Annotated in this window: 12 protein-coding genes, 1 pseudogene and 2 riboswitches; of the genes and pseudogenes, 2 read left to right on the top strand and 11 right to left on the bottom strand. The window is 37.5% G+C overall.

Annotated elements, in window-relative coordinates:
- Positions 1 to 5: 5 nt before the first annotated feature.
- The 6 genes and pseudogenes from F4694_RS15735 to F4694_RS15710 all read right to left on the bottom strand — a co-directional run bounded on the left by F4694_RS15735 (position 6) and on the right by F4694_RS15710 (position 4,545).
- On the bottom strand, positions 6 to 776 hold the full coding sequence (locus tag F4694_RS15735) for an ABC transporter permease (RefSeq protein ID WP_374757429.1): 771 nt from the start codon (positions 774 to 776) through the stop codon (positions 6 to 8).
- A gap of 31 nt (positions 777 to 807) precedes the next feature.
- Positions 808 to 1,590 (bottom strand): ABC transporter ATP-binding protein, encoded by a 783-nt coding sequence (locus tag F4694_RS15730; RefSeq protein ID WP_179599583.1) that lies wholly within the window; start codon positions 1,588 to 1,590, stop codon positions 808 to 810.
- Between the two features lie 13 nt (positions 1,591 to 1,603).
- On the bottom strand, positions 1,604 to 2,638 hold the full coding sequence (locus tag F4694_RS15725; RefSeq protein WP_179599581.1) for an ABC transporter substrate-binding protein: 1,035 nt from the start codon (positions 2,636 to 2,638) through the stop codon (positions 1,604 to 1,606).
- A 795-nt stretch (positions 2,639 to 3,433) separates the two neighbouring features.
- Positions 3,434 to 3,895: pseudogene (locus tag F4694_RS15720) on the bottom strand (uracil-DNA glycosylase); the annotation flags it as partial.
- 160 nt (positions 3,896 to 4,055) lie between these two features.
- Positions 4,056 to 4,343, bottom strand: coding sequence for a hypothetical protein (locus tag F4694_RS15715; RefSeq protein WP_179599579.1), 288 nt, complete (start codon positions 4,341 to 4,343; stop codon positions 4,056 to 4,058).
- 55 nt (positions 4,344 to 4,398) lie between these two features.
- A complete protein-coding gene (locus F4694_RS15710) occupies positions 4,399 to 4,545 on the bottom strand; it encodes a hypothetical protein (RefSeq protein WP_179599577.1) in 147 nt (48 codons plus the stop codon).
- Between the two features lie 153 nt (positions 4,546 to 4,698).
- Here F4694_RS15710 and F4694_RS15705 point away from each other — a divergent pair, with 153 nt between their 5' ends.
- Positions 4,699 to 5,607 carry an AEC family transporter gene (locus F4694_RS15705; protein ID WP_179599575.1) on the top strand — a complete coding sequence of 303 codons (909 nt, stop codon included), beginning with the start codon at positions 4,699 to 4,701 and terminating at the stop codon, positions 5,605 to 5,607.
- Between the two features lie 117 nt (positions 5,608 to 5,724).
- On the top strand, positions 5,725 to 6,276 hold the full coding sequence (locus tag F4694_RS15700; RefSeq protein WP_179599573.1) for a hypothetical protein: 552 nt from the start codon (positions 5,725 to 5,727) through the stop codon (positions 6,274 to 6,276).
- Between the two features lie 46 nt (positions 6,277 to 6,322).
- Here F4694_RS15700 and ypfJ read toward each other — a convergent pair whose 3' ends face one another.
- The 5 genes from ypfJ to F4694_RS15675 form a co-directional block, all read right to left on the bottom strand.
- The gene (gene ypfJ / locus F4694_RS15695; protein ID WP_179599571.1) at positions 6,323 to 7,147 is read right to left on the bottom strand and encodes a KPN_02809 family neutral zinc metallopeptidase; all 825 of its coding nucleotides are present in this window, start codon (positions 7,145 to 7,147) and stop codon (positions 6,323 to 6,325) included.
- A gap of 146 nt (positions 7,148 to 7,293) precedes the next feature.
- On the bottom strand, positions 7,294 to 8,091 hold the full coding sequence (locus F4694_RS15690; RefSeq protein ID WP_179599569.1) for a DUF2935 domain-containing protein: 798 nt from the start codon (positions 8,089 to 8,091) through the stop codon (positions 7,294 to 7,296).
- 298 nt (positions 8,092 to 8,389) lie between these two features.
- Positions 8,390 to 8,884 carry a flavodoxin domain-containing protein gene (locus tag F4694_RS15685; protein WP_179599567.1) on the bottom strand — a complete coding sequence of 165 codons (495 nt, stop codon included), beginning with the start codon at positions 8,882 to 8,884 and terminating at the stop codon, positions 8,390 to 8,392.
- A complete protein-coding gene (locus tag F4694_RS15680) occupies positions 8,865 to 9,908 on the bottom strand; it encodes a ribonucleotide-diphosphate reductase subunit beta (RefSeq protein ID WP_179599565.1) in 1,044 nt (347 codons plus the stop codon). The genes F4694_RS15685 and F4694_RS15680 overlap by 20 nt, the downstream gene beginning before the upstream one ends.
- Positions 9,909 to 9,934: 26 nt before the next feature.
- Positions 9,935 to 12,220: a ribonucleoside-diphosphate reductase subunit alpha gene (locus F4694_RS15675; RefSeq protein WP_179599563.1), complete on the bottom strand. Its 2,286-nt coding sequence runs from the start codon at positions 12,218 to 12,220 to the stop codon at positions 9,935 to 9,937.
- A gap of 160 nt (positions 12,221 to 12,380) precedes the next feature.
- A riboswitch (cobalamin riboswitch) is annotated at positions 12,381 to 12,558 on the bottom strand.
- A 147-nt stretch (positions 12,559 to 12,705) separates the two neighbouring features.
- Positions 12,706 to 12,887: riboswitch (cobalamin riboswitch) on the top strand.
- Positions 12,888 to 13,034 lie beyond the last annotated feature (147 nt).

The following is a 13,034-nucleotide window of genomic DNA, read 5'->3' as shown; positions in this document are numbered from 1 at the left end:
TTTTTTTAATTTGCTTTTGAACCTATGACTCCATATCGATACAATACCTTCCTGCCAAACCACTCTACGACACGATCGGTTATAAAGCCCATTAATCCAAGGCTGATTAAGCCTACGAATATCCAATCCGTTCGGAAAAACAAACGAGAGTTCCAGATAAGATATCCTATCCCTTCGTTGGCCGCAATCATTTCTGCCCCAACTATAGCCATGAATGAAGTACCCATTGCTAACCTAACTCCTGTGAAGATATACGGCATTGATGCTGGAATGATCACATGCACAAGGATTTGCCATTCAGATGCCCCCATACTTTTGGCAGCTCGAATTTTGTCCTCCTCTACTGCAAGCACGCCAGTCAATGTATTGATGATTACAATAAACAACGTCGCATAAGTAATAAGCGCAATTTTTGATTGTTCTCCTATGCCGAACCATACAAGAAACAACGTGATAAACGCGATTGGCGGAATAAAACGGACAAAATTTAAAACCGGCTCGACGAATACACGAATTACCTTTACCTTACCAACAACCAGTCCAATTGGAATTGCGATCAAGCTTCCCAATACCCAGCCTACAAACACTCGGTAGAAACTGATACCGATATAGGTGAGAAGTGAACCATCTTCTAGAAGCTCCGCTGCCCCTTTCATAGTATCGATTGGTCCAGCAATAACCTCTGGTCCGTATATAATCGCAGCAAATTGCCAGATTGCTAGTATGACCACCCATAAAATTGGCAGCGTTACCCATTTTTGTTTTAAAATCTTCAAGACCATCACCTACTTTCTTTTTAGACACTGTTCATTCATCAAAGTGCGATTGTATTTTTTTATATACATCATTAAATTCAACTGATGTGAAGTCACGCGGATACGAAAGGGGTACATCATAAATGTCTGTAATTTGTGATGAAGGACCCTTAGACATCACTCCGATGCGTTGTCCTAGCAACAGTGCTTCATGAATATCATGTGTAACAAATATTACCGTCTTGTTTGTCTCACGCCATATATTACTTAACTCCTTTTGCATGGTTTTCCTCGTCATCGCATCTAGTGCACCGAATGGCTCATCCATCAGCAAAATCGCTGCATCATTCGCCAATACACGTGCTAATTGCACCCGCTGTTTCATTCCTCCCGATAATTCTCGTGGATACTTGTTCTCGTGACCTGATAAACCCACCATGCTAATATAACGGTCAGAAACTTTTTCCCTCTCCGCTTTTGGTACTTTCTTCATTTTCAATCCAAACTCGACGTTTTGACGGACATTCAACCAAGAGAACAATGATGAATCTGCCTGTTGGAACACGACTGCCCGATCCTGACCAGGTTTATCAACTTCTGATGAGCCAACTTTAAGCCGACCGCTCGTTTTCGAAACAAAACCAGCAATCATATTGAGCAGAGTTGATTTACCGCAGCCACTTGGACCAAGGAGAACAAAGAATTCACCGCCCCTAATGGTTAAATTCACATCCTTGATAATATAATGAACCTCGCCTTTTTTCGGCGTATCATAACTCTTATAAAGTTGTTCGATCTTGATTGTATTTGTATCAAACTGGGGTGCCTGAGACATCGCAAGTCCTCCTTTATTCCTCATACGTTACTCGATCCGGAACCACTTCTTTGACGGCATCTAACGAAAGTTTACTGTCCAGATCAAAATCTTTTTTAATAATTCCGTTGTCGACCATATATTCTTTCTGTTTGGTTAAACTGTCGTATGCTTTCTGAGAAAATTCAATCTTCCAATTCACGAAATCTAAATCTTTAATTGTTATTTCGTTTGGCTGCTTTCTTTCTTTAAACATAATATCAGCAGTTTCTTCAGGATTCTCAGCAATATACTTTGAGGTCTCTTCAATCGCGCTTAAGAAATTTTCAACAGCTTTCGGATTCTCTTTCAGCAATGAGTTTGGGGCAATAATTCCACTCCCAATCCGAACATTCGTTTTTGACATATCGGTTAATTCATGCACACCATCTAAAGACGCAAACTTTTCAACCAGCGCTCCTCCTGTTACCCAAACAGCTTGAAGTTCATTATTTTTAAGTGCAACATAGGATTCGTCAAACCCTCCTTGACCAACTAACTTTACATCATCAATCTTTAATTGATTCTCCTTCAAATATTCATCCCACAGGTAGGAAATAAAGGTTCCTCTTATATCACTTACGGTTTTACCTTTCAAATCTTCCGGTTTTTGTATCTCATCTCTTACAAACAACTTCCACATCACTGCATTCTTATCCATATTTTCCGAATTGGTAGAAGCAACAATGGAATAGTCTCCTTTACTTACCGCATTTAAAACAGGGAAGTCAGCCCCCCAAGCAATATCTACTTGATTAATAAACAATGCATTGATCCCTTCAGCGGGTGTTGCAAATGTAACAATCTCTGTCTCGAACCCATATTTTTCAAATATTCCTTTATCTTGTGCAACCTGGAAAACTGGATTCGATATAATATCTGCTATCTTAAGACTTATTTTTTCTTGCTCTGTATTCTTTTTCTCAGTTGCATTTCCTGATGTTTCCTGACTTCCGCACGCTGATAACACAACTGTAATTAAAAACATAATCGCTATCATACTAAACCATCGGTTACCATTCTTTCTCATGGTCATCTCTCCTCTACCTATTGGAATATTAATTTATTAATAATTTCTTTTTCTGTATTTCTTCTATTTCTAAAACTAACTTGTCCTTGATGTTTTCCCTCCTCGTTTCCAAGCCTTATGAAGAATATAGCTCCTAATAAATTCCCCAAAAATCCATAAACCTCTATTAAAATAGAGGTTAGTGCCTTTGGTTATCCAATCGGCGTTATCTCCTACTTTTTGTCATGTAAAAGGTACAAAACAAAGCACGGAACACATTTCAGAACATTCACACTTGAATGTTGAAATGGATACGTGCTTTTGGTTGACCAATCAGCCCTTAATATTAAATTAAACATTTAAACGTTTTAGTAAGAAACAATCTGTTACCTTAAACAACTTGTGCTTAAGGATCCAAGTTTTGACAAATAAGCGTTATGTAACAAAAAAAGCACGGAACTCTTTCAGAGCATTCAAAACTTGAATGATGAAAGGGAAACGTGCTTTTGGTTGACCAATCAGCGTATGGAATTTAGATTTACTTTACCTGATATCTACTAAAAAGACCTTGGTTTGAATAACTATATATTAATCCTTATAATTCATATCTGTCAAGTCGGTTTTAAAAATATTATTATATTTTTCGATTTTTTCAGTTTTCTTAAACCTTGTCCTGCTTTCTAGTTTTGTGTAAATACTAGATAATGGAAAAAGATTAAAGTTCATCCTAAGTCTAATCATGTCTTATTTTTCAAATCCAAACAATGATCATAGTGAGCAGTAATTATATAGATATTAATAAATTTGATAACACACCTACAAGTTCATATTATGATAGCGCTCTGCAACAAACTCCAAATCATGTAAAAAATATGACCATAAGTTTGGACGGCGTCTTACAGCCAGTGGATGGTAAGCCACCGTGGTTTGATAGCCCTGAACATTGTGCCATGTTCCTCGCAATGCTTTTACATCTGCTTCCGAGTTTCGAAAAAACGATTGAACAGCCACATTCCCTAAGCATAGGACAAGTTTGGGCTTTTTTTCTACAATTTGTTGTTCTAAATGAATCATACAGGTTTGGCGTACCTCATCCTTGTTATAGGCACGCACTGACCTTCTTTTAAGGATATATGTTACGTACAAGTCATCCTTTTTCAAGCCTGCTTCACTTGCTGCCTGTTGTAATGTTTGTCTTGTTCCGCAAACAACGGGATCCCCTTCACGGTCCTCCCTAGCTCCTGGATTATCTAGAATCACCATAATGGGCGCTTCTGGATTGCCTTCACCTCAGACCATACGTGATCCGTGCTGATAAAGACCACATTCACGGCAATTTTCAAGGTTATCCGGGGTCGGTTCCTCTGGCCATAATTCAGGACAAAATGTAGACATAGCTTCCATCTCCTGATACTCGTTTTCATTTAATGAATGTTTTTTATTCTTTCCAATAATCAATCACGTACTCCACTTGTTTTTTAGCTACTATATTTACCGCGTAATAAACGATATCTTTATATTTCATTTCTCGTATAGGATTTTTACTAACATTGTGCAGATCTCTCATAACAGCTATATCAGGGAGACTAAATGCCACTAAAATGATCGCCTTATTTCCATTTATCCCCCAAGTGCCTCTCGAACCTAAAACGAGAGGCAAGGGTTTATTACTTTTCTTTAGATAATTGAAAACCCACTCTTGTTCGCTTAGATTTTTATTTCCCATTCAGTCCTCACCTAATATTGTGAAAAAAAACAGCCAATATAAATTGGCTGCTTCATTAACGATCAAGTCCCTTTTTGTTCCTACCAACATTGTCATTCGGTGAGTCGCCGGTACCATCTTTGCTTTTGCTATTCGGGGTTCCGTAAATTTGATTATCCGCAGTTACTTTTGCTCCTGTTTTAAAATCATCCTTAGTCTTCATTCTAGTCATCTCCTTTAGTTAATCAGTTATATTATCTATAGAGCAGAAGAGAAATATACAGCAGAACTAATTCTATTAAAAATGATTGAATTTATGGTTTAATAAGAGTTAGACAGAAACTCAACTTAAGATACTTCGTAGAGGAGCTTTTTTATGAATCAGGAATTTCTTTATATTATTATCATCATTGGATTTGGGTATCTGTTAAAACGTTTAAATATTTTACAAGAAAAAGATGGGTCAGTGATTTCAAAAATTATTTTTAAAATCACCCTGCCTGCCTTGGTTCTTGTAACATTTGATTCCGTAAAGATAGAAACGTCTTTAATCCTTTTACCCGTAATTGTACTCGCTTTTGGAATTATCACAGCCTGTTTGGGTTTATTCGTGTTTAAAAATGAAGATAGAGAACTAAAGGGTTCACTTTTAATGCTATCTTCGGGGTTTAATGTAGGCTTATTTGCATTTCCTTTAGTTTATGCAATCTGGGGAATAGATGGCTTAACTTATTTTAGTATGTTTGATGTTGGATCATCATTTATCGTTTTCGGAATTTGTTTTATTTTTGCAAGTTATTATTCAGAAGAAGGTCTCAAACTAAATCCTGTGGAAATTCTGAAGAAATTGGGCAAGTCTATTCCATTAATGACCTATCTAATTGCTAGTATTTTAAATCTAATCCATATCCAGCTACCAGATACAATCATTAATGTAGCTAGTAAAATCTCCGGAGCAAATATGCCGTTGTCTTTATTGTTATTAGGACTCTTTTTAAATTTTAAATTTGATAAACAATTCTTAAAGCCTATGATGAAATTTTTGGCTTTCCGATATGGTTTAGGTCTTATCGTTGGTTTAGTCTTATACTTCATCCTTCCCTTCGATACCATGTTCCGATATACCATTCTGATTGGAATGTTACTGCCAGTTGCAGCTTCTGCTCTAACATTTGCGGTTGAATTCAAATATAGTACGAACAGCACCCGTTTTATAGCCACGATGTCCAATATAACAATTTTAATTAGTATTGTTATTTTGTATATTTTCGCAAACTTTATTTAATAAAGACTCAAAACCCACTAGTATTAATTTAGTGGGTTCTACTGTTTGTTAGAAATTTTCTCGGTTTAAGATGATTAATCTAAAACTTGGGGTAAAATAATAATGGAGGTCATGAGCATGATTGTTTACCATGGGTCGATAAAAAATTTTCAAAATTTCAACAAAGAAACGGTAGTCCAAAATTTAGGTAATGATATCAATACAATTGGATTTTGGTTTACTTCGGATATCCATACAGCAAAACCTTTTGCTACTGGTTCTGAGACGGTGATCGAAAAATCAAAGAAAGAGTTTTGGGAGAATGGAGAACCAAAGATCGTTCAATATAAAAAACCTTCTAGCGGCTATATCTATAAAGTTTATGTAGATGAACCGAATTTAAAGATTTACGAATCAAATACAGAGGAATCATACGATCTATTTATGAGGGAACGTGACCAATTTTGTGATTACTTAGGTACAAAAAAAAGAAACGTTACCTGGAAAGATGGTGCTATCCTCTTAAATAAAGAAGAAGCAAATACAGCATTTCGTAAGAGCCTGATCAAACAGGGATATGAAGGCTTATTAATAAAAAAGGCTCTCATCCATAATATGATGACAGATTTGTACTGCATTTTTTCGGAGGACTCACTGCTTATCACAGAGGTTATTCCTTTAGACGTTTAAATGAGGACGGACCCCAATAGAGTCCATCCAAAATACATTCCGTTTTTTAAAGGCTTTTTGCGTTAAATGTGTCTCCGCCCTCTAAGGTACCGCTTTTGAATCCTTTATTAAACCATCTCTCCCTTTGCTCAGAGGTTCCGTGTGTAAAGCTATCAGGTACAACATAGCCTTGCGCTTTTTTCTGGATAGTATCATCTCCAACCGCATGTGCTGCATTTAGTGCCTCTTCAAGGTCTCCCTTTTCTAGGTAGCCCTTTCCTTCTGCAAAGTGCCCCCAAACACCGGCCAAGTAGTCCGCTTGCAATTCAAATCGAACTGAATACTCATTGGTCCGCTTCTCGGCTGGTGAAGCTTCTTCTCCACTATGTAAAAGGGTCTGGACATGGTGCCCTACCTCATGGGCAATTACATACGCCATTGCAAAGTCTCCAGGTGCTTGGAATCTTTGCTTTAGTTCCTGATAAAAACTTAAATCAATATAAAGTTTGTGATCCCCCGGACAATAGAAAGGTCCCACAGCGGAATTAGCCGCACCACAAGCCGACTGAACGCTATCCCTAAACAAAACCAGTTTAGGATTCTCGTATTCCATCCCTCGCTTTTCGAATTCCGCTGACCATACATCTTCTGTATCAGCAAGGACTACAGAAACGAAATCCGCCAATTCCTCTTCTTGTGTAGATACATTCATAGGAGTGTTTTGATTGGTTGGAGTCGTGTTTATTAAATCTCCTGGGTTCCCCCCGAGCAGTGCAAAGAGGAGAATAACCACAATACTGCCAATCCCTCCTCCAATTACCGTTTTTCCACCCATGCCCATACCTCTGCGATCCTCAACATTTGAACTTTGCCGTCTTCCTTTCCAAAGCATTATTTTCCCCCCTAAAGTATTAATGATGAATAGTGTTTCCCCTTTTCTGGTCTTTATCAAACAAAACATCTTAGTTACTTAGACACAAAAAAGTGTTCAGGAGGATATATCCCTGAACACTTCAGTGGCTAATGTATTAATTGTTCTCATTCCTTTAGCCGAGGTTTAGCAGGATCACAATTTGGCGGCTCAATGTTTGCGGATTCAGCTAATTTCATTAGGTAATAACATTCTTCCCGGTACATATGATCGGCCATCAACGGTGCAAATGTTCCTAATGCTTGATTACTTAGTTCTAATTCTTCTAGTTCCGTTAAGAAATTTTGAAATAACTTAATTTCTAATTGTGCGTCATTCGTCATTTTTGTCAAAGCTGGAAACTCAGTTAAATTGGTCCTTAAATATCCTGCCAGCTCTACTGCTTTTAGATAAAAGCCTTCAAACTCTTTCTTAAATGTCTTACTTTTCTTCCTTAATTGCTTTTCAACACCATCTAAATTTGTATAGATAGCATCTGAATGACCGGCTGCATCTAATAACCATAAAAGGTGATGATGTAGTTCATGGTAAACAGGTGGGACTCTTCCCTCTTTTAAATGATTTAGAATCCTTGCATATTCTTCTAATTCATTAACCATATGATTGATAAACGTAGGTGAAAGGTGAATTTTGATTTTTCCTATAAGGTGTTGTCTTATTAATTCTAACTTGAATTCCCGTAATTTTAGTACCTCTGGTTCTACTTGATCTGCTAGTTGTGTCAGTGGTGCAGATTTTGCTCGTTCTAAAAGTGTATCAAATATGTTAATAAAATTTGCTGCCTGCTCAATCTCAACTTTTTGAATGGGGGCAAGGGCTTCAAATATAAACCTAGAATGATCACCTAATATTTGAAGCCAAAAACGGTGTTCAAATCTGGCTGACCTTTCAAAAACTTGATCCATTTCTATTCCTCCTAGGAAAAAAATACCCACACTAAGTTGATATTTATTCTCCTGAGGCACGTCTTATGCACTTTGAAATTATGCGGATAACCCAATTTACTTGCGGATAGCCGAATTTACTTGCGGATAACCCAATTTACTTGCGGATAACTCAATTTACTTGCGGATAACGCGAGTTTACTTGCGGATAACGCGAGTTTACTTGCGGATAACTCAATTTACTTGCGGATAACCCAGTTTACTTGCGGATAACTCAATTTACTTGCGGATAACGCGATTTACTTGCGGATAACCCAATTTACTTGCGGATAGCCGAATTTACTTGCGGATAGCTATACATTCTAGCACGCAATAGCAGCGCTTCAACAAACTTTTCGCAACGCTGTATATCCTGAATTTGTGGCCGGAGTTCTACTTTCAATGTCGCAGCTAAGTTCGTATGAACGTACAACATATCTCGATATCGGTCAACTGCTCCACAAAACCTGGGATAACAGCTATCTCCTGTTCCAAATACAGCAGTTGTCATGTCTTTTCTACTAATCGATTCAAATGCTTTATAGAGTTGCCCCATTTCCTTTGGGATATCACCATTACCCCACGTGTACGTTCCGATAGCTATTGCATCATAATGACATAAGTCAGATACACAAAACTCTTCTATACTATAAAAAGATATCCCAACCGACTTCTTTAAAAAGATTTGATAAAGCTCCTTGGCCAACTCTTTCGTGTTACCTGATACCGACGCGTAAACAATCGCAATTGATAATTTACAGTTCGTCAAATCCATTGGATTGTGAGACCTTTGAATAGGTTCTGGACTTTTGTTCGAAGAAATCCGATTTTGTCTCATTCATCATTTCATCTCCAAAAATTTGAATCCACGGCATTGGATTGTTTCTTTCCTCATAATGATTTTTCAAACCAAGCTGTCTTAACCGTTTATTTGCTAAATATTCTACGTAGCTTTCAAATTCCTCTATATCGAATCCTTTGATTTCAGCTAAAATATAGTGAGCCCACTCTTTTTCCAACTCAACCGCTTCGTTAATCGTTCGATAGATATAGTTAATATTTTCATTTGTATGAAGCTCAGGATTTTCTGTTAAAAGGATTCGAACGAATTGGGCAATAAAGTAGGCATGCTGCATTTCATCCCGTTGAATATAACTAATCATCGTACTTGTTTTCAGCATTTTTTGCTGACGTGCTAAATGATAGAAAAAGGCAAAACCTGCGTAAAAATAAATCCCCTCCAGGTTAATGGAGTTTACACATAACTTGAACAACGTTTGCGGCGTTGGATTTTGTCTAAACTCCTCATAGGAATCTAAAATTAGTTGATTTCGTTTTCGGACTATGTGATCACTTTTCGCTTGATTAAATCGGTCATTTTGTTCGCCTATGGGAATAAGCGAGCTTAGGATATATGAATACGATTCATTATGAACGGCTTCTTGTTGTGAAATAACAGCAAAGATCGCTTTAAAACTAGAATCACTCACATAATCCATGACTTGGCTCATGGTTGGTGTCTGCAGGCTATCAAGAGAAGCAAGCTGAGTATTAATACGTAGAAACACATCTTTTTCTTGATTATTAAGGGAATCCCATTGTTTTATATCATCCTGCATATTAATTTCCTGCGGTTTCCAAAAATTTGATAATAGAGTTTGATATAAATCGTACATTTTTGGATAGGCAATATCATTCCAGTTAAGGATTCCCGATGACTTTCCATTTATGATTCCGGTGGATTTGTTTGGAAATTCAGGATTTAGTAATTGTATTTTGGTTAATGGTGTATCAATCATAAATAAACCTCCCTAATTGTTCTGTACTAACTCTGACACGCTTCACATGCCTCTATCTCAGTTTGTGAAGTACTTCTTATGTAATAAGTCGTTTTTAAGCCATGCTTCCATGCTTCCCTATGAAGATTTAATAACTCTACCGCTTTAATATCATGACGAACATAGAGATTGAAACTAATCGACTGGTCGATATGACGCTGTCTGGCAGCGTTTTGCCTAATACTCCATGTCTGATCTAATGCATGACGAGTTCGTCGATAAAAGTTGTAACTGTTATGGTCCAAATCAGGCGCCGTTACTTTAAATTTGAAATTTTTCTTCTCCTCTGCATATTCGACAGCATACAAAGGATCGATCCCATCGGTGGAACCTCCAATCTTTGCGGTAGATGAATTTGGAGCAATCGCCATCATCCAGCCATTTCTAACCCCATTCCTCGAAATCTCCTCCATCAATTGGTTCCATCGCTCAGATTTATACCCTTTCCGTTCAAAATACTTACCTGTTTGCCATTCTGAACCTTCAAATTTTGCGTAGCTGCCTTTTTCCTTAGCCAATGCCATCGAAGAACGAATCGTAAGGTAAGCAATATCCTCATATAGACGATCAGCATATTCAACCGCTTCATTAGATTCCCAATAGAGACCTTCTAACGCAAGGAGGTGATGCCAGCCAAACGTACCTAATCCAACAGGGCGATATTGCTTATTTGTCACTTCCGCTTGTCCGACTGAAATGGTGTTGAGATCAATGACATTGTCTAGCATTCTCATTTGAATCGGGATTAATCTTTCAAGTACATTCCCTTTTACAGCTTTAGGCAGATTAATAGAGGATAGATTGCAGACAACAAAGTCCCCAGGTTTTCGAACGATGACAATGTTTCCATCTTCGTCCTTATATTCTTTAACAATCGTTGTGGCAGACATATTTTGTGTTATCTCTGTACACAAATTGCTGCAATAAATCGACGCACGACCCTTTCCTCTAACATGTTTGTTTGGATTTTGACGATTTACCTCATCGCGATAAAACATATACGGCGTACCGGTTTCTAATTGAGAAATCATAATCCTCGCCATAATATCCATGGCACGATAGGTTTTTCGAGGAAGAAACGGATGGTTTACTGCTTCTTCATACTTTTCGGTAAAGTACTTCTCATCACACTCATCATAAAAATCTTCCAAGCCCAAAAGATTTCCATCATGGTCCTTCCACCCCATTATTTGTTTTACTTGATGAGGACAAAAGGTATGCCATTCTCCAACACTTCGTCCATTTTCATCTACTTCTTCTAATTTCTTCATAAACAAGTCAGGTATGGACACGCCTGTAAAAATATCATGTGCCTTTCGTCTTTCGTCCCCGTTATTTGTCTTTAAGTCTAAAAAGCCATTCATAATATCCTTATGAAAAACATCTAAATAAACAGCAATCGCTCCCTGCCGTTGGCCCAGTTGGTCAACACTCACAGCTGTATCATTTATAAGCCGAATCCATGGTACCACCCCAGAAGAATTACCTTTGAATTTTTTGATATCTGAACCTAAGGCACGTACCTTGCCTAGATAAACACCTAGCCCGCCGCCATCTTTACTTAATCTAGCAATATCCCAATTATTTAAATAAATTCCATCTAAAGAATCGTCTACTGTATCAATAAAACAGGAAGAGAGCTGCCCAAAGCTTTTTCCGGCATTTGATAGAGTGGGTGTAGCAACGGTCATATATAAGTGGCTAAGTGCCCAGTAGGCCTCTTTTACCAAGTTTATCCTGTTTGCCTTTTGTTCTTTTCTCATCAATGTCATGGCGATGATCATAAAGCGCTCTTGAGGCAACTCATATAGTTTCCCTTCGTAATCCTTTGCCAAATAACGGTCCGCTAGTAAAAACAGCCCTATATAATTAAACAAATGGTCACGTTCAGCTGTTATTTCTGCGCCTAATAGCTCAATTTCTTCTTTTGTATAATCATGTAATAAATCCTCTGAATAGATTCCGATTCTTGTTAATTCAGCAATCAGCGAGTAAAAGTCTCCATATTTATTTTCAGGCTTGTACCCCCTGCTGCTAGAAGCATTTCGATATAGTTCGTCTAAATACAGATTTGCTGCTAGAAATGTCCAATTTGGTTCGGTCATTGAAATTTGATTTAATGCGTAAAAAAGAGATTGTTCATATAATGAAGAGTCTTCAAGATTAGCGATCTTTTTATCTATTTCAGTGGTGTCCAGATTATATTTTTCAGATGCTCTTTTCACTGCCATTAAAACTGAATCTTTTTCAGAATAAACACTTTTTATTGCCATACTAAATATTCCTCATTTCTGTTCATAATGACTTCGTGAGTGAAACAAAAAAAGCCCATCTATGAAGATGGGTTTGATAACGTGGAATAATCTATCATACAGGCTCATTCACTGTAATAGTAGGATACCCTCGTTATATCTTCCCAGCTCCCGAAGAAGATAATACTTAATAGAAATGGCAGGTTTCCTGGCTTGTGCTTCCACCTACTCTAATCCCTTCCCGTCCGTAGACAGTGGATATCATTATTTCGTCAGCACTTACAGTTGCGGGTACAGTTCTGGATTCTCACCAGATTCCCTATTAAGTCTATATAGACACCATTCATATTGGTTATTATCTATATTTAGTGTTTTAATTTATAACTCACTACTAAATATTGTATAGGTTCAACTATAATATACTATTTTCACTTTGACAATAACAAAAATAATTCTCAGAAAATTGTGTACGAACGATTTTTTATATGTTATATTAATTGGCAATTACATATCGTGTAAGAATTGGTGCCAAGCTGAGGCTTGGCTTAATAGGGAAGAACGGTGCAAGTCCGTCGCTGTCCCGCAACTGTAATTCGGAGTGAATCACGCAATACCACTGTCTTTTGACGGGAAGGTGTGAGGAGCATTGATGATAAGCCAGGAGACCTGCCAATTTGTAGTACACACCAGATACCTACGTGGAAATAGGTGGTGACATTCATTTGTACGGCAACGAGTTATGAGTTGTTTGATTTCTTAGACATACCTTTAACTTGATTGTTATAGCCATTTCCGGTTCACGGAGATGGCTTTTTTGTATTTGGAAATATGTAAA

The sequence above is a fragment of the Neobacillus driksii genome, from assembly GCF_013409995.1.
Classification (GTDB): Bacteria; Bacillota; Bacilli; order Bacillales; family Cytobacillaceae; genus Neobacillus; species Neobacillus driksii.
This window is presented reverse-complemented; position numbering and strand designations above follow the sequence as displayed.

Coding starts and splice junctions, on each gene's coding strand:
- F4694_RS15730 (WP_179599583.1), bottom strand. CDS start 1,590: ATGTCTCAGGCACCCCAGTTTGATACAAATACAATCAAGATCGAACAA.
- F4694_RS15725 (WP_179599581.1), bottom strand. CDS start 2,638: ATGAGAAAGAATGGTAACCGATGGTTTAGTATGATAGCGATTATGTTT.
- F4694_RS15715 (WP_179599579.1), bottom strand. CDS start 4,343: ATGGGAAATAAAAATCTAAGCGAACAAGAGTGGGTTTTCAATTATCTA.
- F4694_RS15710 (WP_179599577.1), bottom strand. CDS start 4,545: ATGAAGACTAAGGATGATTTTAAAACAGGAGCAAAAGTAACTGCGGAT.
- F4694_RS15705 (WP_179599575.1), top strand. CDS start 4,699: ATGAATCAGGAATTTCTTTATATTATTATCATCATTGGATTTGGGTAT.
- F4694_RS15700 (WP_179599573.1), top strand. CDS start 5,725: ATGATTGTTTACCATGGGTCGATAAAAAATTTTCAAAATTTCAACAAA.
- ypfJ (WP_179599571.1), bottom strand. CDS start 7,147: ATGCTTTGGAAAGGAAGACGGCAAAGTTCAAATGTTGAGGATCGCAGA.
- F4694_RS15690 (WP_179599569.1), bottom strand. CDS start 8,091: ATGGATCAAGTTTTTGAAAGGTCAGCCAGATTTGAACACCGTTTTTGG.
- F4694_RS15685 (WP_179599567.1), bottom strand. CDS start 8,884: ATGGATTTGACGAACTGTAAATTATCAATTGCGATTGTTTACGCGTCG.
- F4694_RS15680 (WP_179599565.1), bottom strand. CDS start 9,908: ATGATTGATACACCATTAACCAAAATACAATTACTAAATCCTGAATTT.
- F4694_RS15675 (WP_179599563.1), bottom strand. CDS start 12,220: ATGGCAATAAAAAGTGTTTATTCTGAAAAAGATTCAGTTTTAATGGCA.